General features: G+C 66.6%; 37 protein-coding genes. 35 read left to right on the forward strand and 2 right to left on the reverse strand.

Annotated elements, in window-relative coordinates:
* Positions 1–174 precede the first annotated feature (174 nt).
* The 31 genes from rpsJ (at position 175) to truA (ending at position 17,502) form a co-directional block, all read left to right on the forward strand.
* Positions 175–483, forward strand: coding sequence for a 30S ribosomal protein S10 (gene rpsJ / locus E5671_RS27905; protein WP_003948644.1), 309 nt, complete (start codon positions 175–177; stop codon positions 481–483).
* Between the two features lie 13 nt (positions 484–496).
* Complete coding sequence (gene rplC, locus E5671_RS27910) at positions 497–1,141, forward strand: 50S ribosomal protein L3 (protein ID WP_160506658.1); 645 nt, start codon at positions 497–499, stop codon at positions 1,139–1,141.
* Between the two features lie 7 nt (positions 1,142–1,148).
* Positions 1,149–1,802 (forward strand): 50S ribosomal protein L4, encoded by a 654-nt coding sequence (gene rplD, locus E5671_RS27915; protein WP_160506659.1) that lies wholly within the window; start codon positions 1,149–1,151, stop codon positions 1,800–1,802.
* Positions 1,802–2,218 carry a 50S ribosomal protein L23 gene (gene rplW, locus E5671_RS27920; protein ID WP_160506660.1) on the forward strand — a complete coding sequence of 139 codons (417 nt, stop codon included), beginning with the start codon at positions 1,802–1,804 and terminating at the stop codon, positions 2,216–2,218. Before rplD ends, rplW begins: the two co-directional genes overlap by 1 nt.
* A 39-nt stretch (positions 2,219–2,257) precedes the next feature.
* On the forward strand, positions 2,258–3,094 hold the full coding sequence (rplB, locus tag E5671_RS27925) for a 50S ribosomal protein L2 (protein WP_160506661.1): 837 nt from the start codon (positions 2,258–2,260) through the stop codon (positions 3,092–3,094).
* A gap of 12 nt (positions 3,095–3,106) precedes the next feature.
* Complete coding sequence (gene rpsS, locus E5671_RS27930) at positions 3,107–3,388, forward strand: 30S ribosomal protein S19 (RefSeq protein WP_160506662.1); 282 nt, start codon at positions 3,107–3,109, stop codon at positions 3,386–3,388.
* Between the two features lie 41 nt (positions 3,389–3,429).
* Entirely contained in the window at positions 3,430–3,777 is a 348-nt protein-coding gene (rplV, locus tag E5671_RS27935) for a 50S ribosomal protein L22 (protein WP_016645177.1), read from the forward strand.
* Positions 3,777–4,619, forward strand: a complete 843-nt coding sequence (gene rpsC, locus E5671_RS27940; protein ID WP_160506663.1) for a 30S ribosomal protein S3 — start codon at positions 3,777–3,779, stop codon at positions 4,617–4,619. Before rplV ends, rpsC begins: the two co-directional genes overlap by 1 nt.
* Before the next feature lie 5 nt (positions 4,620–4,624).
* Positions 4,625–5,044, forward strand: coding sequence for a 50S ribosomal protein L16 (gene rplP, locus E5671_RS27945; protein WP_135332557.1), 420 nt, complete (start codon positions 4,625–4,627; stop codon positions 5,042–5,044).
* Entirely contained in the window at positions 5,044–5,268 is a 225-nt protein-coding gene (gene rpmC, locus E5671_RS27950) for a 50S ribosomal protein L29 (RefSeq protein WP_005481220.1), read from the forward strand. The genes rplP and rpmC overlap by 1 nt, the downstream gene beginning before the upstream one ends.
* The gene (rpsQ, locus tag E5671_RS27955; protein WP_055564830.1) at positions 5,268–5,552 is read left to right on the forward strand and encodes a 30S ribosomal protein S17; all 285 of its coding nucleotides are present in this window, start codon (positions 5,268–5,270) and stop codon (positions 5,550–5,552) included. The genes rpmC and rpsQ overlap by 1 nt, the downstream gene beginning before the upstream one ends.
* 108 nt (positions 5,553–5,660) lie before the next feature.
* Positions 5,661–6,029, forward strand: a complete 369-nt coding sequence (gene rplN, locus E5671_RS27960; RefSeq protein ID WP_003974257.1) for a 50S ribosomal protein L14 — start codon at positions 5,661–5,663, stop codon at positions 6,027–6,029.
* A 2-nt stretch (positions 6,030–6,031) separates the two neighbouring features.
* Entirely contained in the window at positions 6,032–6,355 is a 324-nt protein-coding gene (gene rplX, locus E5671_RS27965; RefSeq protein WP_160506664.1) for a 50S ribosomal protein L24, read from the forward strand.
* Positions 6,355–6,912 carry a 50S ribosomal protein L5 gene (rplE, locus tag E5671_RS27970; protein ID WP_160506665.1) on the forward strand — a complete coding sequence of 186 codons (558 nt, stop codon included), beginning with the start codon at positions 6,355–6,357 and terminating at the stop codon, positions 6,910–6,912. Before rplX ends, rplE begins: the two co-directional genes overlap by 1 nt.
* A 5-nt stretch (positions 6,913–6,917) precedes the next feature.
* A complete protein-coding gene (locus E5671_RS27975; RefSeq protein ID WP_003948630.1) occupies positions 6,918–7,103 on the forward strand; it encodes a type Z 30S ribosomal protein S14 in 186 nt (61 codons plus the stop codon).
* A 224-nt stretch (positions 7,104–7,327) separates the two neighbouring features.
* Entirely contained in the window at positions 7,328–7,726 is a 399-nt protein-coding gene (gene rpsH, locus E5671_RS27985) for a 30S ribosomal protein S8 (RefSeq protein WP_160506666.1), read from the forward strand.
* Between the two features lie 21 nt (positions 7,727–7,747).
* A complete protein-coding gene (gene rplF / locus E5671_RS27990; protein ID WP_160506667.1) occupies positions 7,748–8,287 on the forward strand; it encodes a 50S ribosomal protein L6 in 540 nt (179 codons plus the stop codon).
* 3 nt (positions 8,288–8,290) lie between these two features.
* Positions 8,291–8,674, forward strand: coding sequence for a 50S ribosomal protein L18 (gene rplR, locus E5671_RS27995; protein WP_160506668.1), 384 nt, complete (start codon positions 8,291–8,293; stop codon positions 8,672–8,674).
* 46 nt (positions 8,675–8,720) lie between these two features.
* A complete protein-coding gene (gene rpsE, locus E5671_RS28000; RefSeq protein WP_160506669.1) occupies positions 8,721–9,323 on the forward strand; it encodes a 30S ribosomal protein S5 in 603 nt (200 codons plus the stop codon).
* On the forward strand, positions 9,323–9,505 hold the full coding sequence (gene rpmD / locus E5671_RS28005) for a 50S ribosomal protein L30 (protein WP_056552385.1): 183 nt from the start codon (positions 9,323–9,325) through the stop codon (positions 9,503–9,505). The genes rpsE and rpmD overlap by 1 nt, the downstream gene beginning before the upstream one ends.
* A 1-nt stretch (position 9,506) precedes the next feature.
* Positions 9,507–9,962, forward strand: a complete 456-nt coding sequence (rplO, locus tag E5671_RS28010; RefSeq protein ID WP_098244248.1) for a 50S ribosomal protein L15 — start codon at positions 9,507–9,509, stop codon at positions 9,960–9,962.
* A gap of 224 nt (positions 9,963–10,186) precedes the next feature.
* Entirely contained in the window at positions 10,187–11,500 is a 1,314-nt protein-coding gene (secY, locus tag E5671_RS28015) for a preprotein translocase subunit SecY (RefSeq protein WP_160506670.1), read from the forward strand.
* Positions 11,500–12,153, forward strand: coding sequence for an adenylate kinase (locus E5671_RS28020; protein WP_160506671.1), 654 nt, complete (start codon positions 11,500–11,502; stop codon positions 12,151–12,153). The genes secY and E5671_RS28020 overlap by 1 nt, the downstream gene beginning before the upstream one ends.
* A gap of 121 nt (positions 12,154–12,274) precedes the next feature.
* Complete coding sequence (gene map, locus E5671_RS28025) at positions 12,275–13,111, forward strand: type I methionyl aminopeptidase (protein WP_160506672.1); 837 nt, start codon at positions 12,275–12,277, stop codon at positions 13,109–13,111.
* 262 nt (positions 13,112–13,373) lie between these two features.
* Positions 13,374–13,595, forward strand: coding sequence for a translation initiation factor IF-1 (gene infA, locus E5671_RS28030; protein ID WP_003948620.1), 222 nt, complete (start codon positions 13,374–13,376; stop codon positions 13,593–13,595).
* 58 nt (positions 13,596–13,653) lie between these two features.
* The gene (rpmJ, locus tag E5671_RS28035) at positions 13,654–13,767 is read left to right on the forward strand and encodes a 50S ribosomal protein L36 (protein WP_003948619.1); all 114 of its coding nucleotides are present in this window, start codon (positions 13,654–13,656) and stop codon (positions 13,765–13,767) included.
* A gap of 179 nt (positions 13,768–13,946) precedes the next feature.
* A complete protein-coding gene (rpsM, locus tag E5671_RS28040) occupies positions 13,947–14,327 on the forward strand; it encodes a 30S ribosomal protein S13 (protein ID WP_160506673.1) in 381 nt (126 codons plus the stop codon).
* Between the two features lie 62 nt (positions 14,328–14,389).
* Positions 14,390–14,794, forward strand: coding sequence for a 30S ribosomal protein S11 (gene rpsK / locus E5671_RS28045; protein WP_003948617.1), 405 nt, complete (start codon positions 14,390–14,392; stop codon positions 14,792–14,794).
* Positions 14,795–14,941: 147 nt separating this feature from the next.
* Positions 14,942–15,964 (forward strand): DNA-directed RNA polymerase subunit alpha, encoded by a 1,023-nt coding sequence (locus E5671_RS28050; protein WP_016645160.1) that lies wholly within the window; start codon positions 14,942–14,944, stop codon positions 15,962–15,964.
* Between the two features lie 114 nt (positions 15,965–16,078).
* Positions 16,079–16,567, forward strand: coding sequence for a 50S ribosomal protein L17 (gene rplQ / locus E5671_RS28055; RefSeq protein ID WP_160506674.1), 489 nt, complete (start codon positions 16,079–16,081; stop codon positions 16,565–16,567).
* A gap of 80 nt (positions 16,568–16,647) precedes the next feature.
* Positions 16,648–17,502, forward strand: a complete 855-nt coding sequence (gene truA / locus E5671_RS28060) for a tRNA pseudouridine(38-40) synthase TruA (RefSeq protein WP_160506675.1) — start codon at positions 16,648–16,650, stop codon at positions 17,500–17,502.
* Between the two features lie 30 nt (positions 17,503–17,532).
* On the opposite strand, the gene E5671_RS28065 is transcribed toward truA, so the two are convergent.
* Positions 17,533–18,381 carry a hypothetical protein gene (locus E5671_RS28065; protein ID WP_160506676.1) on the reverse strand — a complete coding sequence of 283 codons (849 nt, stop codon included), beginning with the start codon at positions 18,379–18,381 and terminating at the stop codon, positions 17,533–17,535.
* 74 nt (positions 18,382–18,455) lie between these two features.
* Between E5671_RS28065 and E5671_RS28070 the strand changes: the two genes are divergently transcribed.
* The 4 genes from E5671_RS28070 (at position 18,456) to glmM (ending at position 22,356) form a co-directional block, all read left to right on the forward strand.
* Complete coding sequence (locus E5671_RS28070; RefSeq protein ID WP_160506677.1) at positions 18,456–19,667, forward strand: glycosyltransferase family 87 protein; 1,212 nt, start codon at positions 18,456–18,458, stop codon at positions 19,665–19,667.
* A gap of 211 nt (positions 19,668–19,878) precedes the next feature.
* Entirely contained in the window at positions 19,879–20,322 is a 444-nt protein-coding gene (gene rplM, locus E5671_RS28075; protein WP_160506678.1) for a 50S ribosomal protein L13, read from the forward strand.
* Between the two features lie 42 nt (positions 20,323–20,364).
* Positions 20,365–20,886 (forward strand): 30S ribosomal protein S9, encoded by a 522-nt coding sequence (rpsI, locus tag E5671_RS28080; protein WP_055548454.1) that lies wholly within the window; start codon positions 20,365–20,367, stop codon positions 20,884–20,886.
* 111 nt (positions 20,887–20,997) lie between these two features.
* Entirely contained in the window at positions 20,998–22,356 is a 1,359-nt protein-coding gene (glmM, locus tag E5671_RS28085) for a phosphoglucosamine mutase (protein WP_160506679.1), read from the forward strand.
* Here glmM and E5671_RS28090 read toward each other — a convergent pair.
* Positions 22,353–23,303, reverse strand: coding sequence for a DUF389 domain-containing protein (locus E5671_RS28090; RefSeq protein WP_160506680.1), 951 nt, complete (start codon positions 23,301–23,303; stop codon positions 22,353–22,355). The genes glmM and E5671_RS28090 overlap by 4 nt on opposite strands.
* Positions 23,304–23,327 lie beyond the last annotated feature (24 nt).

A 23,327-nucleotide genomic window follows, 5' to 3' on the forward strand; every position in this document is an offset into this window, starting at 1 on the left:
TGGGTTTCTTCCCCCGGACCGGCGGTCATCTGGGCCGCAGCCCCTAGCAGGGAAATCCTTCGGGAAATCTCCGTGAGCGGGACTGCGACACGCCCGACCGCGTGGGTCGGAGGAAGTAGAAAAAAGGGCCTCCCGGGAGCCAGAGCGTTCGAGACAAAGGACTACCAAGTAGCCATGGCGGGACAGAAGATCCGCATCCGGCTCAAGGCCTACGACCACGAGGTCATCGACTCTTCGGCGAAGAAGATCGTCGAGACGGTGACTCGCACTGGTGCGTCGGTCGCAGGCCCGGTGCCGCTGCCCACTGAGAAGAACGTGTACTGCGTCATCAAGTCGCCGCACAAGTACAAGGACTCGCGCGAGCACTTCGAGATGCGCACGCACAAGCGCTTGATCGACATTCTCGACCCGACGCCCAAGACCGTTGACTCGTTGATGCGCCTGGACCTTCCGGCCGGCGTCGACATCGAGATCAAGCTCTGAGAGGCGCGGACAGATGACTAAGCAGATCAAGGGCGTCCTGGGCGAGAAGCTCGGCATGACCCAGGTCTGGGACGAGAACAACCGTGTCGTCCCGGTCACCGTCGTCAAGGCCGGGCCCTGCGTCGTTACCCAGGTCCGTACGAATGACTCCGACGGCTACGAGTCGGTCCAGATCGCCTTCGGCGAGATCGACCCTCGCAAGGTGAACAAGCCCCTCAAGGGTCACTTCGCCAAGGCCGACGTAACTCCCCGCCGCCACCTGGTGGAGATCCGCACCCCTGACGCCAGCGAGTACACGCTGGGCCAGGAGGTGACTGCCGAGGTGTTCGAGTCCGGCGTCAAGGTCGACGTCACGGGCAAGAGCAAGGGCAAGGGCTTCGCCGGTGTCATGAAGCGTCACAACTTCAAGGGACTCGGCGCCGGTCACGGCACCCAGCGCAAGCACCGCTCGCCGGGCTCGATCGGTGGCTGCGCCACCCCGGGTCGCGTGTTCAAGGGCCTCCGCATGGCGGGGCGTATGGGCAACGAGCGGGTCACCACCCAGAACCTGACCGTTCACGCCGTTGACGCGGAGAAGGGCCTGCTCCTCATCAAGGGCGCAGTTCCCGGTCCGAACGGTGGCCTCGTCCTGGTCCGTACCGCGGCCAAGGGGGTTTGAGGAACCGATGAGCACCATTGACATCCTTTCGCCGGCAGGCGACAAGGCCGGGACGGTCGAGCTCCCCGCGGAGATCTTCGACGTAGAGAAGATCAGCATCCCGCTTCTCCACCAGGTCGTCGTCGCTCAGCTGGCAGCTGCCCGTCAGGGCACGCACAAGACCAAGCGCCGCGGTGAAGTCCGCGGTGGTGGTAAGAAGCCGTACCGCCAGAAGGGCACCGGCCGCGCGCGCCAGGGTTCGACCCGTGCGCCGCAGTTCGCAGGCGGTGGCGTCGTCCACGGCCCGCAGCCGCGTGACTACTCGCAGCGGACCCCGAAGAAGATGAAGGCCGCGGCCCTGCGCCACGCCCTCACCGACCGGGCCCGCAACGCTCGTATCCACGTTGTCACCAACGTGGTCGAGGGCGACATCTCCACGAAGGCCGCGAAGACGCTGCTCGGCAAGGTCAGCGAGCGCAAGAACGTGCTCCTGGTCATCGACCGCGCGGACGAGACTTCGCTGCTCTCCGCCCGCAACCTGCCCCAGGTGCACATCCTGGAGCCGGGCCAGCTGAACACGTACGACGTGCTCGTCTCGGACGACGTGGTCTTCACCAAGGCCGCCTTCGAGTCCTTCGTGTCTGGCCCCAAGGCCGATGAGACCGAAGGGAGCGAAGCCTGATGGCTACGCGTCACCCGAGCATCGCCCCCAAGGCGGCCAAGGCCGCCAAGGCCGCGCGCGTCGCCAAGGCGAAGCGCCACGCCACCGAGGGCAAGAACACCGTTGAGACGCCGCTGAGCAAGAGCTTCACGGACCCCCGTGACGTCCTCGTCAAGCCGGTCGTCTCTGAGAAGAGCTACGCGCTCCTCGACGAGGGCAAGTACACCTTCGTCGTCGCGCCCGGCGCCAACAAGACCCAGATCAAGCAGGCCGTCGAGGCGGTCTTCTCGGTCAAGGTCACTGGGGTCAACACGATCAACCGCCAGGGCAAGCGCAAGCGCACCCGCACGGGGTTCGGTAAGCGCGCTGACACCAAGCGCGCGATCGTGACCCTTGCTGAGGGCGACCGTATCGACATCTTCGGCCAGGCCTCCTAACGGAGCGCCCTGGTCCGAATATCGGACGAGGACTGAGAAATGGGAATCCGCAAGTACAAGCCGACTACGCCGGGCCGTCGTGGCTCCAGCGTCGCCGACTTCGTCGAGGTAACGCGGTCCACGCCGGAGAAGTCGCTGGTCCGCCCGCTGCACAGCAAGGGCGGCCGTAACAACGCCGGTCGTGTGACCGTTCGCCACCAGGGTGGCGGACACAAGCGCGCCTACCGAGTGATCGACTTCCGTCGTCACGACAAGGACGGCGTGCCGGCGAAGGTCGCGCACATCGAGTACGACCCGAACCGCACCGCGCGCATCGCGCTCCTGCACTACGCGGACGGCGAGAAGCGCTACATCCTGGCCCCCCGCAACCTGTCGCAGGGTGACCGGGTCGAGAACGGACCGGGCGCGGACATCAAGCCGGGCAACAACCTGGCCCTCCGCAACATCCCGGTCGGTACGACCATCCACGCCATCGAGCTGCGGCCCGGCGGCGGCGCGAAGTTCGCCCGCTCCGCGGGTGCCTCCGTGCAGCTGCTTGCGAAGGAGGGCTCCATGGCCCACCTTCGTATGCCGTCCGGTGAGATCCGTCTGGTCGACGTCCGCTGCCGCGCCACCATTGGCGAGGTCGGCAACGCCGAGCAGTCGAACATCAACTGGGGCAAGGCCGGCCGCAAGCGCTGGCTGGGCGTTCGCCCGACCGTTCGCGGTGTGGCGATGAACCCGGTCGACCACCCGCACGGTGGTGGTGAGGGCAAGACCTCCGGTGGTCGCCACCCGGTCTCGCCCTGGGGTCAGAAGGAGGGTCGTACTCGTTCGCCGAAGAAGGCGAGCAACAAGTACATCGTCCGCCGCCGCAAGACGAACAAGAAGCGCTAGGAGCGGGTTTAGATGCCGCGCAGTCTCAAGAAGGGGCCCTTCGTCGACGGACACCTCATCAAGAAGGTGGATGTCCAGAACGAAGCTGGTTCCAAGAACGTCATCAAGACCTGGTCCCGTCGCTCGATGATCGTCCCGGCCATGCTGGGCCACACGATCGCGGTGCACAACGGCAAGACCCACATCCCGGTGTTCGTCACCGAGGCGATGGTCGGCCACAAGCTCGGCGAGTTCTCGCCGACTCGCACCTTCCGCGGCCACGTCAAGGACGACCGGAAGTCGAAGCGCCGCTAGCGCGGGGTGGAACGACTATGACTTACACCGAAGGGACAACCATGGAAGCCAGGGCCCAGGCGCGGTACATCCGCGTCACGCCCATGAAGGCCCGCCGAGTGGTGGACCTCATCCGTGGCATGGATGCCACGGAGGCTCAGGCGGTCCTGCGTTTCGCCCCGCAGGCCGCGAGCGTGCCGGTTGGCAAGGTGCTTGACAGCGCCATCGCCAACGCTGCACACAACTACGACCACAGTGACGCCTCTTCGCTGGTCATCAGCGAGGCGTACGTGGATGAGGGCCCGACCCTGAAGCGGTTCCGTCCGCGTGCCCAGGGCCGTGCCTACCGGATCCGTAAGCGGACCAGCCACATCACCGTGGTCGTCAGCAGCAAGGAAGGAACCCGGTAATGGGCCAGAAGGTAAACCCGCACGGGTTCCGGCTCGGCATCACCACCGACTTCAAGTCGCGTTGGTACGCCGACAAGCTGTACAAGGACTACGTCAAGGAAGACGTCGCCATCCGTCGGATGATGACGTCCGGCATGGAGCGCGCCGGCATCTCGAAGGTTGAGATCGAGCGCACCCGTGACCGCGTGCGGGTGGACATCCACACCGCGCGTCCCGGCATCGTCATCGGCCGCCGTGGCGCCGAGGCCGACCGCATCCGCGGTGACCTCGAGAAGCTCACGGGCAAGCAGGTTCAGCTGAACATCCTCGAGGTCAAGAACCCCGAGGTCGACGCTCAGCTGGTCGCGCAGGCCGTTGCAGAGCAGCTGTCCTCCCGCGTCTCCTTCCGTCGCGCCATGCGTAAGAGCATGCAGTCGACGATGAAGGCCGGCGCCAAGGGCATCAAGATCCAGTGTGGTGGCCGTCTCGGCGGCGCCGAGATGTCCCGCTCGGAGTTCTACCGCGAGGGCCGCGTGCCCCTGCACACCCTCCGTGCGAACGTCGACTACGGCTTCTTCGAGGCCAAGACGACCTTCGGCCGTATCGGCGTGAAGGTCTGGATCTACAAGGGCGACGTCAAGAACATCGCCGAGGTCCGCGCCGAGAACGCCGCGGCCCGTGCGGGTAACCGCCCGGCCCGTGGTGGCGGCAACGACCGCCCGGCCCGTGGTGGCCGTGGTGGCGAGCGTGGCGGCCGCGGCCGCAAGCCGCAGCAGCAGTCCGCGCCGGCTGCCGAGGCCCCCAAGGCCGACGCTCCCGCCGCAGCTGCCGCTCCGGCTGAGAGCACCGGAACGGAGGCCTGACCGACATGCTGATCCCTCGTAGGGTCAAGCACCGCAAGCAGCACCACCCCAAGCGCAGCGGTATGTCAAAGGGTGGTACGCAGGTTGCGTTCGGCGAGTACGGCATTCAGGCCCTCACTCCGGCGTACGTGACCAACCGCCAGATCGAGGCGGCTCGTATCGCGATGACCCGCCACATCAAGCGTGGCGGCAAGGTCTGGATCAACATCTACCCGGACCGCCCGCTGACGAAGAAGCCCGCCGAGACCCGCATGGGTTCCGGTAAGGGTTCCCCCGAGTGGTGGGTCGCGAACGTCAAGCCCGGACGGGTGATGTTCGAGCTGTCCTACCCGAATGAGAAGACTGCGCGTGAGGCGCTTACCCGCGCTGCTCACAAGCTTCCGATGAAGTGCCGGATTGTTCGGCGCGAGGCAGGTGAGTCGTGATGTCGGCCGGTACCAAGGCGTCCGAGCTGCGCGAACTGGGTGACGAGGAGCTTCTCAACAAGCTCCGCGAAGCCAAGGAAGAGCTGTTCAACCTCCGCTTCCAGGCGGCGACCGGTCAGCTCGAGAACCACGGTCGGCTGAAGGCCGTCCGTAAGGACATCGCGCGGATCTACACCCTGATGCGTGAGCGCGAGCTGGGCATCGAGACGGTGGAGAGCGCCTGATGAGCGAGAGCAACGTGACTGAGACGAAGACCGACCGCGGATTCCGCAAGACCCGTGAGGGTCTGGTCGTCAGCGACAAGATGGACAAGACCGTCGTCGTCGCTGTCGAGGACCGCGTGAAGCACGCGCTGTACGGCAAGGTCATCCGCCGTACGAACAAGCTCAAGGCGCACGACGAGCAGAACGCTGCCGGCGTCGGCGACCGCGTCCTCCTGATGGAGACGCGTCCGCTGTCGGCGACCAAGCGCTGGCGCATCGTCGAGATCCTCGAGAAGGCCAAGTAATTCTCTGAGGGATTTTCCTCAGAGTTCGTTCCGCCAGGCTCGGTGGGGGCCAATTCCCGCAAGGGATGAAGCCCCCGCCGGGAACCGGCAGACAATCAGGAGATAGACGTGATCCAGCAGGAGTCGCGACTGCGCGTCGCCGACAACACGGGTGCGAAGGAAATTCTCACCATCCGTGTTCTCGGTGGCTCGGGTCGCCGCTACGCGGGCATCGGTGACGTCATCGTCGCCACCGTCAAGGACGCGATCCCCGGTGGCAACGTGAAGAAGGGTGACGTCGTCAAGGCGGTCATCGTTCGCACCGTCAAGGAGCGCCGCCGTCCCGACGGCTCGTACATCCGCTTCGACGAGAACGCCGCCGTCATTCTGAAGAACGACGGCGACCCTCGCGGCACCCGTATCTTCGGCCCGGTGGGCCGTGAGCTGCGCGAGAAGAAGTTCATGAAGATCATCTCGCTCGCGCCGGAGGTGCTGTAAGCATGAAGATCAAGAAGGGCGACCTGGTCCAGGTCATCACCGGTAAGGACAAGGGCAAGCAGGGCAAGGTCATTGCCGCTTACCCGCGCGACGAGCGCGTCCTGGTCGAGGGTGTCAACCGGGTCAAGAAGCACACGAAGGCCGGCCCGACCGCCAGCGGTTCGCAGGCCGGCGGCATCGTGACCACCGAGGCCCCTGTCCACGTCTCCAACGTCCAGCTGGTCGTGGAGAAGGACGGCAACAAGGTTGTCACGCGTGTCGGTTTCCGCTTCGACGATGACGGCAACAAGATCCGCGTTGCCAAGCGGACGGGTGAGGACATCTGATGACGACCACCACCAGCCCGCGTCTGAAGACGAAGTACCGCGAGGAGATCGCGGCGAAGCTGCAGGAAGAGTTCTCGTACGAGAACGTCATGCAGACGCCGGGCCTCGTCAAGATCGTGGTCAACATGGGTGTCGGCGACGCCGCCCGTGACTCGAAGCTCATGGACGGTGCCGTCCGTGACCTGACCACCATCACGGGTCAGAAGCCGGCCATCACGAAGGCCCGGAAGTCCATCGCGCAGTTCAAGCTGCGCGAGGGTCAGCCGATCGGCTGCCACGTCACGCTCCGTGGCGACCGCATGTGGGAGTTCCTGGACCGCACCCTGTCGCTCGCGCTTCCGCGCATCCGCGACTTCCGTGGTCTGTCCCCCAAGCAGTTCGACGGCCGTGGCAACTACACCTTCGGTCTCACGGAGCAGGTCATGTTCCACGAGATCGACCAGGACAAGATCGACCGCGTCCGGGGTATGGACATCACCGTGGTCACCACGGCGACCAACGACGCTGAGGGCCGTGCCCTTCTCCGTCACCTCGGCTTCCCCTTCAAGGAGGCGTAAGCGAGATGGCGAAGAAGGCTCTTATTGCCAAGGCTGCTCGTAAGCCCAAGTTCGGTGTGCGCGGCTACACCCGCTGCCAGCGCTGCGGCCGTCCGCACTCCGTGTACCGCAAGTTCGGCCTGTGCCGCGTCTGCCTTCGTGAGATGGCTCACCGTGGCGAGCTGCCGGGCGTGACCAAGAGCTCCTGGTAATTCCCCTCTGTCCTTAGGGACTTGGGAATTTCCGGACGCTCTCGGTAAGTATCTGGTCGGTAGGTGGCCCACCTCTCCATGGCTTAGGCTAGGAGGGTTGGGCGCCTGCCGCCCTGACCGACTTACTACGCCGTAGGTCCCCGCGCCGCACCCGTCCCGCCTCTGAGTGGGGAGAGGGATGGCGCAGATAGGAAACCACGGCGAGAGAGGCCGAAGGCCAATTCATGACCATGACTGATCCGATCGCGGACATGCTGACTCGTCTGCGTAACGCGAACTCGGCGTACCACGACTCCGTGGCGATGCCGCACAGCAAGATCAAGTCTCACATCGCGGAGATCCTCCAGCAGGAGGGCTTCATCACGGGCTGGAAGACCGAGGACGCCGAGGTCGGCAAGAACCTCGTCCTCGAGCTGAAGTTCGGCCCGAACCGTGAGCGCTCCATCGCGGGCATCAAGCGGATCTCCAAGCCCGGTCTCCGGGTTTACGCGAAGTCCACCAACCTGCCGAAGGTGCTCGGCGGCCTGGGCGTGGCGATCATCTCCACGTCCCACGGTCTGCTCACCGGCCAGCAGGCAGGCAAGAAGGGCGTAGGTGGGGAAGTCCTCGCCTACGTCTGGTAGTCGGGAACGGAGGAATAGCTAATGTCGCGTATTGGCAAGCTCCCCATCACGGTTCCCGCCGGCGTGGACGTCACCATCGACGGCCGGACGGTCTCGGTTAAGGGTCCCAAGGGCTCCCTTTCCCACACCGTTGTCGCGCCGATCGACATCGCTAAGGGTGAGGACGGCGTCCTGAACGTCACCCGCCCGAACGACGAGCGTCAGAACAAGGCCCTGCACGGCCTGTCCCGCACGCTGGTGGCGAACATGATCACCGGCGTGACCACGGGTTACGTGAAGAAGCTCGAGATCAGCGGTGTCGGTTACCGCGTCCTCGCGAAGGGCTCCAACCTGGAGTTCTCGCTGGGTTACAGCCACCCGATCCTGGTCGAGGCCCCCGAGGGCATCACCTTCAAGGTGGAGTCCGCGACCAAGCTTTCGGTCGAGGGCATCGACAAGCAGAAGGTCGGCGAGGTTGCGGCCAACATCCGCAAGCTGCGCAAGCCCGACCCGTACAAGGCCAAGGGCGTCAAGTACGAGGGCGAAGTCATCCGGCGCAAGGTCGGAAAGGCAGGTAAGTAAGCCATGGCATACGGTGTGAAGATCGCCAAGGGCGACGCTTACAAGCGTGCCGCCAAGGCCCGCCGCCACATCCGCATCCGCAAGAACGTGTCGGGTACGGCGGAGCGTCCGCGCCTCGTCGTGACTCGCTCGAACCGCAACATCGTTGCTCAGGTCATCGACGACCTCAAGGGTCACACCCTTGCGTCGGCGTCGACCCTGGACGCGACGATCCGCGGTGGCGAGGCCGACAAGTCCGCGCAGGCCAAGCAGGTCGGCGCGCTCGTCGCCGAGCGTGCCAAGGCTGCGGGTGTCGAGGCCGTCGTGTTCGACCGCGGTGGCAACAAGTACGCCGGGCGCATTGCCGCTCTGGCGGACGCCGCCCGCGAAGCCGGGCTGAAGTTCTAAGCCCCGGTTCCGGAGCTAGCGGACGTAACAGAGAGAGGTAATTCCAATGGCTGGACCCCAGCGCCGCGGGAGCGGTGCCGGTGGCGGCGAGCGGCGGGACCGGAAGGGTCGCGACGGTGGCGCTGCCGCCGAGAAGACCGCATACGTTGAGCGCGTTGTCGCGATCAACCGTGTCGCCAAGGTTGTCAAGGGTGGTCGCCGCTTCAGCTTCACCGCGCTGGTCGTGGTGGGCGACGGTGACGGCACCGTAGGTGTCGGATACGGCAAGGCCAAGGAAGTTCCCGCGGCCATCGCCAAGGGCGTTGAAGAGGCCAAGAAGAACTTCTTCAAGGTTCCGCGTATCCAGGGCACCATCCCGCACCCGATCACGGGCGAGAAGGCCGCGGGCGTCGTCCTGCTCAAGCCTGCTTCCCCCGGTACCGGTGTTATCGCCGGTGGCCCGGTGCGTGCGGTGCTCGAGTGCGCCGGCGTTCACGACATCCTGTCGAAGTCGCTCGGTTCGTCGAACGCGATCAACATCGTGCACGCGACCGTGGCGGCCCTCAAGGGCCTGCAGCGTCCCGAGGAGATCGCGGCTCGCCGTGGTCTGCCCCTCGAGGACGTGGCCCCCGCGGCTCTGCTGCGTGCACGTGCCGGGGCGGGTGCGTAATGGCTCGCCTCAAGGTCACGCAGACGAAGTCGTACATCGGCAGCAAGCAGAACCACCGCGACACGCTGCGTTCGCTTGGCCTCAAGCGGGTCAACGACGTGGTCGTCAAGGAAGACCGCCCCGAGTTCCGCGGAATGGTGCACACCGTCCGCCACCTCGTGACGGTTGAGGAGGTCGACTGACATGGCGGAGCAGAACCCGCTGAAGGTCCACAACCTCCGGCCCGCCCCGGGCGCCAAGACCGCCAAGACCCGTGTGGGTCGTGGTGAGGCGTCCAAGGGTAAGACCGCTGGTCGTGGTACCAAGGGCACCAAGGCCCGTTACCAGGTTCCGGAGCGCTTCGAGGGCGGGCAGATGCCCCTCCACATGCGTCTCCCGAAGCTCAAGGGCTTCAAGAACCCGTTCAAGACCGAGTTCCAGGTCGTGAACCTCGACAAGCTGAGCGCGCTGTTCCCCGAGGGTGGCGAGGTCACCGTCGAGGCCCTCGTGGCCAAGGGTGCGGTTCGCAAGAACAGCCTCGTCAAGGTCCTCGGCCAGGGTGAGGTCACCGTGGCGCTGCAGGTGACGGTTGACGCCGTCTCCGGCTCCGCCAAGGAGAAGATCACCGCCGCCGGCGGTACCGTCACCGAGCTCGTCTGAATTCTTCAGGCCACTCGATGACTTGAGCGATTCCCAGCCGGGGATGCCCCACAAAAGGGGCATCCCCGGTTGGTCGTTCCTAGGGGGGCACGGTCGCCGGTAAGGTGGCGTGCACTGTCTAAGCTCCGTGCGGTCTGCCCGTGCGGTTTTTGTGACTGATACGTATTCGTCATTCCTCAGACCACTACCTCTGACGCACGCGCGCGGGGGTCGCAGGAGGCACCGTGCTCACCGCGTTCGCCCGGGCGTTCAAGACGCCCGACCTGCGCAAGAAGCTGCTCTTCACTCTCGGCATCATCGTGATCTACCGGCTCGGAACGCACATTCCGATCCCGGGCGTGAGCTATAAAAACGTCCAGGTATGTATGGACCAGGCCAACTCCAACCAGGGGTTGTTCGGTCTGGTCAACATGATGAGTGGCGGGGCGCTGCTGCAGATCACGATCTTCGCGCTCGGCATCATGCCGTACATCACGGCGAGCATCATCTTGCAGCTGCTGACCGTGGTGATCCCGCGGCTCGAGGCGCTCAAGAAGGAGGGCCAGGCCGGCACGGCGAAGATCACGCAGTACACGCGTTATCTCACCGTCGCGCTCGCGATCCTCCAGGGCACCGGCCTCGTGGCCACCGCACGCACGGGCTCGCTGTTCTCCGGCTGTCCCGTCGCCACCGAGATCGTGCCGGACCAGTCCATCTTCGTGACCGTCACCATGGTCATCACGATGACCGCGGGCACGGCCTGCGTCATGTGGCTCGGTGAGCTGATCACCGACCGCGGCATCGGCAACGGCATGTCGATCCTGATGTTCATCTCGATCGCCGCGACCTTCCCGAGCGCCCTGTGGGCGATCAAGAAGCAGGGCTCGCTGGCCGACGGCTGGATCGAGTTCGGCACCGTCATCGCGGTCGGTCTCGTCATGGTCGGTCTGGTCGTCTTCGTGGAGCAGGCTCAGCGCCGCATTCCGGTCCAGTACGCGAAGCGCATGATCGGCCGCCGGTCCTACGGCGGTACGTCGACGTACATTCCGCTGAAGGTCAATCAGGCGGGCATCATCCCTGTGATCTTCGCCTCTTCGCTGCTCTATATCCCCGCTCTCGTCGCCCAGTTCGCGGGTGGCAACTCCGGGTGGAAGCAGTGGATCGAGGCGAACCTGACCAAGGGCGACCACCCGATTTACATCGCGACGTACTTCTTGTTGATCGTGTTCTTCGCCTTCTTCTACGTGGCTATCTCGTTCAACCCCGAGGAAGTCGCGGACAACATGAAGAAGTATGGTGGCTTCATCCCGGGCATCCGGGCTGGCCGTCCGACCGCTGAGTACTTGAGCTACGTACTCAACCGGATCACGTGGCCGGGCTCGCTGTATCTGGGTCTGATCGCTCTCGTACCGACGATGGCGTTGGTGGGCTTCGGCGCGAACCAGAACTTCCCGTTCGGCGGGACAAGCATCCTGATCATCGTGGGTGTGGGTCTGGAGACCGTGAAGCAGATCGAGAGCCAGCTCCAGCAGCGCAATTACGAAGGGTTCCTCCGCTGATGCGAATCGTCCTCGTCGGGCCGCCCGGTGCGGGCAAGGGAACGCAGGCCGCGTTCCTCGCCAAGAACCTGAAGATTCCGCACATCTCCACGGGCGACCTGTTCCGCGCCAACATCAGCCAGGGCACGGAGCTGGGCAAGCAGGCGAAGGCCTTCATGGACGCCGGCAACCTCGTCCCCGACGAGGTCACCATCGGCATGGCCCACGACCGCATGACGCAGCCGGACGCCGAGAACGGCTTCCTGCTCGACGGCTTCCCGCGGAACGTGTCGCAGGCCGAGGCCCTGGACGAGTCGCTCAAGGCGGACGGCCAGAAGCTCGACGCGGTGCTCGACCTCGAGGTCCCCGAGGACGAGGTGGTCAAGCGCATCGCCGGCCGCCGCATCTGCCGGAACGATTCCAGCCACGTCTTCCACGTGACGTACAGCAAGCCGAAGACCGAGGGCGTCTGTGACGTCTGCGGCGGCGAGCTCTACCAGCGCGGTGACGACCAGGAAGAGACCGTGCGCAAGCGTCTCGACGTGTACCACCGCGAGACCGAGCCGATCATCGACCACTACAAGGCCCAGGGTCTTGTGGTCACGATCTCCGCGCTCGGCAAGGTGGACGAGGTCACCAAGCGCGCGATGGACGCCCTCAAGGGCGACAAGTAGCACGTAGCCAGTACGCTGTCTCGGCCGCGGTGCCCCTCGGGGGACCGCGGCCGTAGTGTTGTGTACGTAGCGGTTACGTGCGTAGCCGGTTGTTGGACGGATGACGGAGAGCGGAAGCCCCATGGTGCAGATCAAGACCCCCGAGCAGATCGCGAAGATGCGTGAGGCGGGCCTTGTCGTCGCCGCCATCCACGCCGCGACGCGCGAGGCGGCGGTGCCGGGTGCCACCACGAAGGACCTGGACGACGTCGCCCGCAAGGTGATCGCCGAGCACGGCGCGAAGTCGAACTTCCTCGGGTACGGCGGCTTTCCCGCGACGATCTGCACCTCGGTCAACGAGGTCGTCGTACACGGCATCCCGGACGACAAGACCGTCCTGAAGGACGGCGACATCATCTCGATCGACGCGGGCGCGATCATCGACGGCTGGCACGGTGACGCGGCGTACACCGCGTTCGTGGGCACCGGTCACGCCCCGGAGCTCGTGGAGCTCTCCCGGGTGACCGAGGAGTCGATGTGGGCCGGCCTGGCCGCCATGAAGCAGGGCAACCGGCTCGTGGACATCTCCCGCGCGGTCGAGACGTACATCCGCCGCCAGCCGAAGCCCGGCGGCGGCAAGTACGGCATCGTCGAGGACTACGGCGGCCACGGCATCGGCACCGAGATGCACATGGACCCGCACGTCCTGAACTACGTCGAGCGCCGCCGCGGCAAGGGCCCCAAGCTGGTCCCCGGCCTCTGCCTCGCCATCGAGCCCATGGTCTCCCTCGGTACCCCGCGCACGGAGGTCCTGGAGGATGACTGGACGGTCATCACGACGGACGGCACCTGGTCGTCCCACTGGGAGCACTCCATCGCGCTGACGGAGGAGGGCCCGATCGTCCTCACGTCTCCTGACTGCGGCAAGGCGAAGCTGGCGGAGTACGGCGTTACTGTCGCTCCTGACCCGCTGGGCTGAACCCGCCTGCGCTGGACGGGACGCCTGTCTCGTCGGTACCCGCAGCGGTGGGCTGTGCCCACCCGTTCCGCCCTGCGGAACGCCTGCCCACAGCGGGAGCGGTGCGGACGCCGGGTGCTTAAGGATCATCCCGATGGGGCATTCTTCCTCGATTCGTCTTTCCGGGGTGCCTGACGTAGACTGACTCGTCGGCTCTCGTGCATCCGTGTGCCTGCATGCGGCGTACGAAGTCGATCAAGGTAGTCGATTCGAAGGGCAAAGCGTGGCCAAGAAGCAAGGTGCCATCGAGATCGAGGGCACTGTCGTTGAGTCTCTTCCGAACGCCATGTTCAAGGTTGAGCTCCAGAACGGCCACCAGGTCCTGGCACACATCAGCGGCAAGATGCGTATGCACTACATCCGCATCCTCCCTGACGACCGGGTCGTGGTGGAGTTGTCTCCGTACGACCTGACGCGTGGCCGGATCGTCTACCGGTACAAGTAGATCTTGCCCGCACCCCATTCACGTGGGGTGATGGCACTGACCCGGAGAACCTCACCCAATGAAGGTCAAGCCGAGCGTCAAGAAGATCTGCGACAAGTGCAGGGTGATCCGCCGTCACGGCCGGGTCATGATCATCTGCGACAACCCGCGCCACAAGCAGCGCCAGGGCTGACGCACGACTGCAGTTCGCAGATTTTCGCGCGACGCACGTAAAGCACATGTGCAGGACCCGTCCCTCTTCAGTGATGGAGGGCGACACCCCCGGTCGGAGGCCGGGGACCCAGGATGTACCTCGTACGGCACCTGGGACCGGTCCTGCTGAAGACCTCCGAAAATCAACAGGAGCCTTGAATGGCACGCCTTGAAGGTGTTGACCTCCCGCGCGATAAGCGTGTTGAGGTTGCCCTCACGTACGTGTTCGGCATTGGCCGCACGCTGTCCCAGCAGACGCTGGACGCCACCGGTGTGGACCGCAACACCCGTGTTCGCGATCTGTCCGAAGAGGACATGATCAAGATCCGCGAGTACGTGGACGCCAACATCCAGACCGAGGGTGACCTCCGTCGCGAGATCCAGGCCGACATCCGCCGCAAGGTCGAGATCGGTTGCTACCAGGGTCTTCGTCACCGTCGTGGCCTGCCCGTCCGCGGTCAGCGCACCAGCACCAACGCCCGCACCCGTAAGGGCCCGCGTCGCGCCATCGCCGGTAAGAAGAAGCCGGGCAAGAAGTAGTCCTCAGCGGTCGATCGACAGCTGTCGCTGCAGGACCGACCACCTCGCGTAGGAGTTAATAGATGCCCCCCAAGGGTCGTCAGGGCGCTGCCAAGAAGGTGCGCCGCAAGGAAAAGAAGAACGTCGCTCACGGGCACGCCCACATCAAGAGCACGTTCAACAACACCATCGTCTCGATCACGGACCCCACGGGCAACGTGATCAGCTGGGCCTCCGCCGGCCACGTCGGCTTCAAGGGCTCGCGCAAGTCGACTCCGTTCGCCGCGCAGATGGCCGCCGAGTCGGCCGCGCGTCGCGCCCAGGAGCACGGCATGCGCAAGGTTGACGTCTTCGTGAAGGGCCCGGGTTCGGGTCGCGAGACCGCCATCCGTTCGCTTCAGGCGACCGGTCTTGAGGTCGGCTCGATCCAGGACGTCACCCCCACGCCGCACAACGGCTGCCGTCCCCCCAAGCGCCGTCGCGTCTGACGCACGTCGCTTGACTCAGGGATTTTCGGGCGGTGCGGCTCTCCGGAGCCGTACCGCCCGTACCCTTGTACTGCGTATACATCGGGCTACCGCCCGGTGGCATCAGGGCATCAAATAGTGGGTGCCCCTGACTGAAGGAAACACTTCATGCTGATCGCTCAGCGTCCCTCGTTGACCGAAGAGGTCGTCGACGAATTCCGCTCCCGGTTCGTGATCGAGCCGCTGGAGCCGGGCTTCGGTTACACCCTCGGCAACTCCCTGCGTCGGACCCTGCTCTCCTCGATCCCGGGTGCGGCCGTCACGTCCATCCGCATCGACGGTGTCCTGCACGAGTTCACCACCGTGCCGGGCGTCAAGGAAGACGTCACCGACCTCATCCTCAACATCAAGCAGCTGGTCGTTTCCAGCGAGCACGATGAGCCCGTCGTGATGTACCTGCGCAAGCAGGGTCCCGGTCTCGTCACCGCCGCTGACATCGCCCCGCCGGCCGGTGTCGAGGTGCACAACCCCGACCTGGTCCTCGCCACGCTCAACGGCAAGGGCAAGCTGGAGATGGAGCTGACCGTCGAGCGCGGTCGCGGCTACGTCTCCGCCGTTCAGAACAAGCAGGTGGGCCAGGAGATCGGTCGTATTCCGGTCGACTCCATCTACTCGCCGGTCCTGAAGGTCACGTACAAGGTCGAGGCCACGCGTGTCGAGCAGCGCACCGACTTCGACAAGCTGATCGTCGACGTCGAGACCAAGCAGGCCATGCGTCCGCGTGACGCCATGGCGTCTGCCGGTAAGACGCTGGTCGAGCTCTTCGGCCTGGCCCGTGAGCTCAACATCGACGCCGAGGGCATCGACATGGGCCCGTCCCCGACGGACGCCGCCCTTGCCGCTGATCTCGCCCTGCCGATCGAGGAGCTCGAGCTCACCGTTCGGTCGTACAACTGCCTCAAGCGCGAGGGCATCCACTCCGTGGGTGAGCTCGTGGCCCGCTCCGAGGCGGACCTGCTCGACATTCGCAACTTCGGTGCGAAGTCGATCGACGAGGTCAAGATGAAGCTGAACGGCATGGGCCTCGCGCTGAAGGACTCGCCTCCCGGCTTCGACCCGACCGCCGCCGCTGACGCCTTCGGCGCCGACGACGACGCCGACGCCGGGTTCGTCGAGACCGAGCAGTACTGATTTTTCTGCGGACCGGCTCGGGCTGGTCGCGCAGTTCCCCGCGCCCCTTCGGGGCTCGGATTCCGCTGACCCCGGTACCTGATACGGCCGGGGCAGACATCAAGGAGAAACACCATGCCGAAGCCCACCAAGGGTGCCCGTCTGGGCGGCAGCGCCGCGCACGAGAAGCTTTTGCTTGCGAACCTCGCCAAGCAGCTCTTCGAGTACGGCCGCATCACCACCACCGAGGCGAAGGCCCGTCGTCTGCGTCCCTACGCGGAGCGTCTGGTCACCAAGGCGAAGAAGGGTGACCTTCACAACCGCCGCCAGGTGCTGTCCGTCATCACCGACAAGAGCATCGTGCACACGCTCTTCACGGAGATCGGCCCGCGCTACGAGAACCGCCCGGGTGGCTACACCCGTATCACCAAGATCGGTAACCGCCGTGGCGACAACGCGCCCATGGCTGTCATCGAGCTGGTGGAGGCCCTGACCGTGGCCCAGGAGGCCACCGGTGAGGCCGAGGCGGCCACCAAGCGTGCCGCCAAGGACGCCGAGGTTTCCGAGCCCAAGGTCGACACGACCAAGGGTGACGAGGCCGCCGAGGAGTCGAAGGACGCCTGAGGCTCTGCCTTGCTGTGAGCGGGTCCGCCCTTCGGGGCGGGCCCGCTTTCGCGTGCACCTGGTGCTGAGAGGATGTTGGTGTGAGTGATGAAGTAGAGCCCGGGTTCGTGCGGGTGCGGCTCGACCTTTCGTACGACGGCAAGGACTTCTCCGGCTGGGCGAAGCAGCGCCAGGGGCAGCGGACCGTCCAGGGGGAGATCGAGGCCGCGCTGCGGACCGTGACGCGGTCGCAGGAGACGTACGAGCTGACCGTCGCCGGGCGGACCGACAGCGGGGTGCACGCGCGGGGGCAGGTCGCTCATGTCGATCTGCCGGAGAGCGTGTGGGCCGAGCACAGTGACAAGCTGCTGCGCAGGCTTGCCGGGCGGCTGCCGCACGACGTGCGGGTCTGGAAGGTGGCCGAGGCTCCCGCGGGCTTCAACGCCCGGTTCGCGGCCGTGTGGCGGCGTTACGCCTATCGCGTGACCGACCACCCGGGCGGTGTCGATCCGCTGTTGCGTAGTCATGTGCTGTGGCACGACTGGGAGTTGGACCTCGACGCCATGAACGCCGCTGCCGAGAAGCTTCTCGGTGAGCACGATTTCGCTGCCTACTGCAAGCGGCGCGAGGGTGCCACCACCATTCGTACGCTGCAGGAACTGCGGTGGGAGCGGCGGGACGACGGGATCCTCGAAGCGACCGTGCGGGCCGATGCCTTCTGTCACAACATGGTGCGCTCGCTCGTCGGCGCCATGTTGTTCGTGGGCGACGGGCATCGGCCCGTGGAGTGGCCTGCCAAGGTTCTTGCCGCGGGAGTGCGTGACTCCGCCGTGCATGTCGTACGGCCGCACGGTCTGACCCTTGAGGAAGTGGGTTACCCCGCCGACGAGTTGCTCGCCGCGCGCAGCAAAGAAGCGCGCAACAAGCGGACGTTGCCCGGCGCCGGGTGCTGCTGAGCCCCGGCTGCCGGAACGCGGACTGCCGGACTACTGCGGGGCGTTGGCCGCGGCGGAAGCCTGGGCCTCGCCCCGCCGCTGGATCTGACCGAAGGCGAAGCGGGCCAGGTCGTCGCCGACCGTGTAGACCTTGCGCTCCTTGGTCGTGACGTCCTTGTCGCTGGTGAAGCCGGACGTCGTGAAGTAGGCGTAGCGGCCGTGGGCGTTGTAGGTGCCGCGGCAGACCGCCGTACGGCAGAAGGCGGGCACGCCCTTGCCGGGCAGGGCGACGACCAGGCCTTCCTTCGCCTGTTCGTTGACCTTGGCGGCCTGGGCCGCCGTGTCGAAGACGGCGACGCCGACCGTCACGGCGATGTTGTCCTTCACGTAGCTGGCGCGGAAGAGCTGCGTGCAGTCGTTCTTGGTGAGGATCGCGCCGAGCTTGGCCTGGGTGACGTCCGCGCACTTCTTCGTGCCGCTGGTGGCGCCCTTCTTGTAGACGCGGTCGCCCGAGGTCAGCGACTTGCCGGGGAAGAGCGTGTCGGCGCTGAGCGGCGCCTTGTCCTTCTTGGCGCTGGAGATGAACTCCTTGGGGTCCGGCGGAGGCGGCGGCGTCGTCTCCTCGAAGGACGGGCCGGGGTTCTCGCTCGCGCCGGGGATGTCCGCGGTCGAGGGCAGCTCGCTCGCCGGTTTGTTCGACGCGGTGGAGTTGTCGCTGTTCGCGGAGACGACCGCGACGGCGACGGCGGCCGCGACCACGACGGTGGCGAGCGCGCCGCCGCCGATCATCAGCCATTTGCGGCGCCGGGTGCGCGATTCGGACGCCTCGGCGAGCGCCGCCCAGTCAGGGGTCCGCGAATCCCCTGGACCCCACTGAGGTCCCCCTTGCCCAAAGCTCATGCGCCGCATCTTAGACGGGCAGTTGGGGATGTTGAGCGGGGGCCGGGGGAGGCGCCCGACCTAGCCTGATCCCTATGAATACGGGCAAAGTAGCTGTTAGCGGGTGGTTGCTGCGGCCGGTGACCTGGCACGCCTGGGCGGCGCTCGGGGCCGTGCTGCTCGCCGCGGTCGTCCGGGTGGGGCTGAAGAGCTCGGGCGGAGGTATGGACAACGCCATCGTGGTGCGGGCGGCCGAGGCCTGGCTTGAGGGGCGTTCGCCCTATGCCGACCGGCACTTCCTCTATCTGCCGGGTGCCGTGCTCGCCGCGGTACCGCAGGCGCTGCTCCCGCAGTCCGTCGTGCGCTTCCTCGTCCCTGCGGGGGTCACGGCCTCGCTCGTCTTCGGGTGGGGGTGTGCGCTGCGGATCTACGGGGTGCAGTGGCGCAGCCGGTTCGCGGTGCTCGGGCTGCTCGCGCTCGCGGTGGGATTCGCGCCGTTCGGGCACCTCGTCAGCCTCGGCAACTGGACCGTGGCCTCGGCGGCCACGCTGCCGCTCGCGCTGCTCCTCGTGTGCCGGGGGAAGTGGGTGGCCGCCGGGCTTGTGATCGGGGCTGCCGTCGCCGTGAAGCCGCTGCTCGCGCCCGTGGTGCTGCTCTTCGTCTTCGCGCGGCGGTGGCGGGCGCTCGCGGACGCGGTGCTCGTGCCGGCGGTGGTGTCGGCGGTGACGGCGCTCGCGATGCCGGACCCCGCGGGGTTCTTCACCCGGACGCTGCCGTTCCTGCTGCGGGGCGACGACAGCTTCGTACGGCTCTACGAGGCTTCGCCCGCCGCTGTTCTGCCGCGGCTCGGGGTGCCGCAGGGGGCGGCTTCGCTGCTCGCCCTCGTGGCCGCGGGGGCGGGGGTGTGGTGTGCGTGGCGGCGCTGGCGGGGCGGTGGGGGGCCGCGGGAGCTGCGGGTGGTCGAGACGGCCGTGATGCTGATGCTGGCGGCCTTCCTGGTGTCCAGGCCGTCGTACGACCACTATCTGCTCGTCGTCGTGCCGCTGCTCCTCGCGGGGGCGCTCGTGCCGGGGGCGGCGGCCCGGGAGAAGTGGTTCTGGCTGGCACTCGTCCCGCAGATTCCGGGGTTCACCTGGCCTTGGCTCGAACCCGGCACCCGGCGGGCCTTCAAGGACTCCGTAACGCTGTGTGTGCTGGCCTTTACGGTCGGCCGCTCCTGTCTGCGCCCGAGGGTGGTTACCCTGGATGGCGCGGAACCGCCTGAGGCGGCGGAGTCGGCTGTGCCGGTCTCCAGGTCCGCGTTTTGACCCGTACGGGGCGGCGCGGGTACTCTCGGGGATTGTTATGCGTATTGGTGTCGTCGTTCTCACGCGATGGGCACATACGTAGGTTCCCTGGAGCAGTTACCAGTGGCTCGCATACGGGCAGCGTCCCCGGCATTGTGAGCCCCAGCTGCATGATCGCTTCCTGGGTGCCGTGTGTCTGGACCCCATCCACTGAAGAAGCGAAGGCTACGAAGTGCGTACGTACAGCCCCAAGCCCGGCGATGTGACCCGCCAGTGGCACGTCATTGACGCTCAGGACATCGTCCTGGGTCGTCTGGCGACCACTGCCGCCAACCTCCTGCGGGGCAAGCACAAGGCGATCTACGCCCCCCACATGGACATGGGCGACTTCGTCATCATCATCAACGCCGACAAGGTTCACCTGTCCGGCAACAAGAAGACTCAGAAGCTGGCGTACCGCCACTCCGGCTACCCGGGTGGTCTGCGTTCCGTCCGCTACGACGAGCTTCTTGAGAAGAACCCCGAGAAGGCCGTCGAGAAGGCCATCAAGGGCATGATCCCCAAGAACACCCTGGGCCGTCAGATGCTCTCGAAGCTGAAGGTCTACGCGGGCGACCAGCACCCGCACGGCGCTCAGCAGCCGGTCCCGTTCGAGATCACCCAGGTCGCGCAGTAGTTCCGGCCACCCCCAAAGACGTAAAGAAATCTGAGGAGAATCGTGGCCGAGACCACCGTTGAGCAGCCGGTCGAAGAGACCGAGGTTGTTGACGTCGAGCAGTACACCACCGAGTCCGAGGCGCCCGTCGAGGGCGAGTACACCTCGGAGTCGAACGCCGCGCGCTTCGGCGACCCGCAGCCGGCCGCCGGCCTGGGCCGTCGCAAGAACGCCATCGCCCGCGTCCGGATCGTCCCGGGCACCGGCAAGTGGAAGGTCAACGGGCGCACGCTCGAGGACTACTTCCCGAACAAGGTCCACCAGCAGGAAGTCAACGAGCCCTTCAAGGTGCTCGAGCTCGACGACCGCTACGACGTCATCGCCCGCATCTCGGGTGGCGGCGTCTCCGGTCAGGCCGGTGCGCTCCGTCTCGGTGTCGCCCGTGCGCTGAACGAGGCCGACGTCGACAACAACCGTGCGGCCCTCAAGAAGGCCGGTTACCTCAAGCGTGACGACCGTGCGGTCGAGCGCAAGAAGGCCGGTCTCAAGAAGGCCCGTAAGGCTCCGCAGTACAGCAAGCGCTAATCTGCCTGCTTGTACTTTTCGTTCGCCCCGGCGGCACGTTGTGTGCTGCCGGGGCGTTCGTTTATCGGGACCCCGGTGACCCCCGGGGCAGAAGTCCGGAGGAGGACAGCAGTGGGACAACTCTTCGGCACGGACGGCGTGCGCGGTGTCGCCAACGCGGATCTGACGGCCGAGCTCGCGCTCGGGCTCTCCGTGGCGGCGGCTCATGTGCTCGGCGAAGTGGGCACGTTCGAGGGCCATCGGCCGGTCGCGGTGGTCGGCCGGGACCCCCGCGCGTCAGGGGAGTTCCTGGAGGCCGCGGTGGTCGCCGGTCTCGCGAGCGCGGGCGTGGACGTCCAGCTCGTCGGTGTGCTGCCCACCCCCGCGGTGGCGCATCTCACCGGTGCGCTGGGCGCCGACCTCGGCGTGATGCTCTCCGCGAGCCACAACGCCATGCCGGACAACGGCATCAAGTTCTTCGCGCGCGGCGGCCAGAAGCTGGCCGACGAGCTGGAGGACCGCATCGAGTCCGTGTACGAGGAGCACCGCACCGGTGCTCCCTGGCAGCGCCCCACGGGCGCGGGCGTCGGCCGCGTGCGGACGTACGACCAGGGCCTCGACCAGTACGTGGCGCATCTCCTCGGTGTGCTCCCCAACCGCCTCGACGGACTGAAGATCGTCCTCGACGAGGCGCACGGCGCGGCCGCCCGCGTCTCGCCCGAGGCGTTCGCCCGCGCCGGTGCCGAGATCATCACGATCGGCGCCAAGCCGGACGGCCTGAACATCAACGACGGCTGCGGGTCCACGCACCTGGACCTGCTCAAGGCCGCCGTCGTCGAGCACGGCGCCGACCTCGGTGTCGCGCACGACGGTGACGCCGACCGCTGCCTCGCCGTGGACCACACGGGCGCCGAGGTCGACGGCGACCAGATCCTCGCCGTCCTCGCGCTCGCCATGCGGGAGCACGGCACGCTGCGCGAGGACACCGTTGTCGCGACGGTCATGTCGAACCTGGGCTTCAAGCTCGCCATGGAGCGCGAGGGCCTCTCCCTCGTGCAGACGGCCGTCGGCGACCGCTATGTCCTGGAGTCGATGAAGGAGCACGGCTTCGCCCTCGGCGGCGAGCAGTCCGGGCACGTCATCGTCCTCGACCACGCGACCACGGGCGACGGCACCCTGACGGGGCTTCTGCTCGCGGCGCGCGTCGCCGAGACCAAGCGCAGCCTCGCGGAGCTCGCCGGGGTCATGCAGCGGCTTCCCCAGGTCCTGATCAACGTGCCCGACGTCGACAAGTCGCGCGTCACGACCTCCGCCGAGCTGACGGCCGCCGTCGCCGAGGCCGAGCGTGAACTGGGCGCCACCGGGCGGGTGTTGCTGCGCTCGTCCGGCACGGAGCCGCTGGTGCGCGTCATGGTCGAGGCCGCCGACATCGACCAGGCCCGGTCCGTGGCCGGCCGCCTCGCCGATGTGGTGAAGTCCGCGCTGGGCTAGGTCAGTCGGGCCTTTCTGGCCGTACGTTCATGCTGCCTGGCCCAGAGAATCTTCTGGGCCAGCAGTGTGAGGGTGCCGGCGAGGACGATGCCGAGCAGGTTGAGCAGGAGCTGCTCGGTGGAGCCCCACGCCTGCTTGTACTCGGCGTAGCTGAAGGCGACGGCGGCGTTCGCCGCGGCCGGGACCGTCGTCACGGAGATCGCCACGCCCACCAGTGCGCCCGACTTGGCCGAGGTGAGCGAGAGCGTGCCCGCCGAGCCCGCGAGGACGGCCACGACGAACGAGAACCAGTCGGGGCGGTAGATGAAGTTCGTGTTCGGGCGCTCCGACTTCAGGGCGCCGTCGCTGAACAGGTTCATCGCGTCCATGAAGTAACTGAAGCCGACCGTCACCACCATCGCCGCCGCGAACCCCACCAGCAGCGCGATCAGTGAGCGCAGGGCAAGGCGTGGGGCGCGCTGGACGAGCGCGGTGCAGAACCCCGCGAGCGGGCCGAACTCCGGGCCCACCGCCATGGCGCCCACGATCAGGATCGCGTTGTCGAGGACCACGCCGCAGGCCGCGATCATCGTGGCCAGCGTGATGAAGGCCACGTACGTGATCGAGAGCGTCGACTCCTCGTGGGTGGCGTCGGTGAGCTGCTCCCACAGGACCGCGTCGGCGCCCTCGCCCGGGGCGTCGTCCGCGGCCTTGTCCGCCCGCAGGGACAGCGACAGGTCGATGTTCTCCAGCGCGATCGAGCCCGACTTGTCGATGCCGAGGGCGCGCAGGCCGCCGATGAGCGTGTCGCCCGCCTCGCGGGCGACGTCGCACATCACGACGTCGCCCGCGGGGGAGCGGGCCGCGCCCGGCATGACGGTCAGGTGCGTGGCGCCGACCGTTCTCTCGATCAGGCGCACCACGTCGTCCGTCTTGTCCGCCGGGGTGATCAGGCGCAGATGCAGCATGCGCGCAGCGTAGTCGGGGCCCCG

The sequence above is a fragment of the Streptomyces sp. BA2 genome, from assembly GCF_009769735.1.
Taxonomy (GTDB): domain Bacteria; phylum Actinomycetota; class Actinomycetes; order Streptomycetales; family Streptomycetaceae; genus Streptomyces.

What these genes read in the sequence shown, in the direction of transcription:
- rpsJ (WP_003948644.1), top strand. Translation starts at nt 175, where the DNA reads ATGGCGGGACAGAAGATCCGCATCCGGCTCAAGGCCTACGACCACGAG.
- rplC (WP_160506658.1), top strand. Translation starts at nt 497, where the DNA reads ATGACTAAGCAGATCAAGGGCGTCCTGGGCGAGAAGCTCGGCATGACC.
- rplD (WP_160506659.1), top strand. Translation starts at nt 1,149, where the DNA reads ATGAGCACCATTGACATCCTTTCGCCGGCAGGCGACAAGGCCGGGACG.
- rplW (WP_160506660.1), top strand. Translation starts at nt 1,802, where the DNA reads ATGGCTACGCGTCACCCGAGCATCGCCCCCAAGGCGGCCAAGGCCGCC.
- rplB (WP_160506661.1), top strand. Translation starts at nt 2,258, where the DNA reads ATGGGAATCCGCAAGTACAAGCCGACTACGCCGGGCCGTCGTGGCTCC.
- rpsS (WP_160506662.1), top strand. Translation starts at nt 3,107, where the DNA reads ATGCCGCGCAGTCTCAAGAAGGGGCCCTTCGTCGACGGACACCTCATC.
- rplV (WP_016645177.1), top strand. Translation starts at nt 3,430, where the DNA reads ATGGAAGCCAGGGCCCAGGCGCGGTACATCCGCGTCACGCCCATGAAG.
- rpsC (WP_160506663.1), top strand. Translation starts at nt 3,777, where the DNA reads ATGGGCCAGAAGGTAAACCCGCACGGGTTCCGGCTCGGCATCACCACC.
- rplP (WP_135332557.1), top strand. Translation starts at nt 4,625, where the DNA reads ATGCTGATCCCTCGTAGGGTCAAGCACCGCAAGCAGCACCACCCCAAG.
- rpmC (WP_005481220.1), top strand. Translation starts at nt 5,044, where the DNA reads ATGTCGGCCGGTACCAAGGCGTCCGAGCTGCGCGAACTGGGTGACGAG.
- rpsQ (WP_055564830.1), top strand. Translation starts at nt 5,268, where the DNA reads ATGAGCGAGAGCAACGTGACTGAGACGAAGACCGACCGCGGATTCCGC.
- rplX (WP_160506664.1), top strand. Translation starts at nt 6,032, where the DNA reads ATGAAGATCAAGAAGGGCGACCTGGTCCAGGTCATCACCGGTAAGGAC.
- rplE (WP_160506665.1), top strand. Translation starts at nt 6,355, where the DNA reads ATGACGACCACCACCAGCCCGCGTCTGAAGACGAAGTACCGCGAGGAG.
- E5671_RS27975 (WP_003948630.1), top strand. Translation starts at nt 6,918, where the DNA reads ATGGCGAAGAAGGCTCTTATTGCCAAGGCTGCTCGTAAGCCCAAGTTC.
- rpsH (WP_160506666.1), top strand. Translation starts at nt 7,328, where the DNA reads ATGACCATGACTGATCCGATCGCGGACATGCTGACTCGTCTGCGTAAC.
- rplF (WP_160506667.1), top strand. Translation starts at nt 7,748, where the DNA reads ATGTCGCGTATTGGCAAGCTCCCCATCACGGTTCCCGCCGGCGTGGAC.
- rplR (WP_160506668.1), top strand. Translation starts at nt 8,291, where the DNA reads ATGGCATACGGTGTGAAGATCGCCAAGGGCGACGCTTACAAGCGTGCC.
- rpsE (WP_160506669.1), top strand. Translation starts at nt 8,721, where the DNA reads ATGGCTGGACCCCAGCGCCGCGGGAGCGGTGCCGGTGGCGGCGAGCGG.
- rpmD (WP_056552385.1), top strand. Translation starts at nt 9,323, where the DNA reads ATGGCTCGCCTCAAGGTCACGCAGACGAAGTCGTACATCGGCAGCAAG.
- rplO (WP_098244248.1), top strand. Translation starts at nt 9,507, where the DNA reads ATGGCGGAGCAGAACCCGCTGAAGGTCCACAACCTCCGGCCCGCCCCG.
- E5671_RS28020 (WP_160506671.1), top strand. Translation starts at nt 11,500, where the DNA reads ATGCGAATCGTCCTCGTCGGGCCGCCCGGTGCGGGCAAGGGAACGCAG.
- map (WP_160506672.1), top strand. Translation starts at nt 12,275, where the DNA reads ATGGTGCAGATCAAGACCCCCGAGCAGATCGCGAAGATGCGTGAGGCG.
- rpmJ (WP_003948619.1), top strand. Translation starts at nt 13,654, where the DNA reads ATGAAGGTCAAGCCGAGCGTCAAGAAGATCTGCGACAAGTGCAGGGTG.
- rpsM (WP_160506673.1), top strand. Translation starts at nt 13,947, where the DNA reads ATGGCACGCCTTGAAGGTGTTGACCTCCCGCGCGATAAGCGTGTTGAG.
- rpsK (WP_003948617.1), top strand. Translation starts at nt 14,390, where the DNA reads ATGCCCCCCAAGGGTCGTCAGGGCGCTGCCAAGAAGGTGCGCCGCAAG.
- E5671_RS28050 (WP_016645160.1), top strand. Translation starts at nt 14,942, where the DNA reads ATGCTGATCGCTCAGCGTCCCTCGTTGACCGAAGAGGTCGTCGACGAA.
- rplQ (WP_160506674.1), top strand. Translation starts at nt 16,079, where the DNA reads ATGCCGAAGCCCACCAAGGGTGCCCGTCTGGGCGGCAGCGCCGCGCAC.
- E5671_RS28065 (WP_160506676.1), bottom strand. Translation starts at nt 18,381, where the DNA reads ATGAGCTTTGGGCAAGGGGGACCTCAGTGGGGTCCAGGGGATTCGCGG.
- E5671_RS28070 (WP_160506677.1), top strand. Translation starts at nt 18,456, where the DNA reads ATGAATACGGGCAAAGTAGCTGTTAGCGGGTGGTTGCTGCGGCCGGTG.
- E5671_RS28090 (WP_160506680.1), bottom strand. Translation starts at nt 23,303, where the DNA reads ATGCTGCATCTGCGCCTGATCACCCCGGCGGACAAGACGGACGACGTG.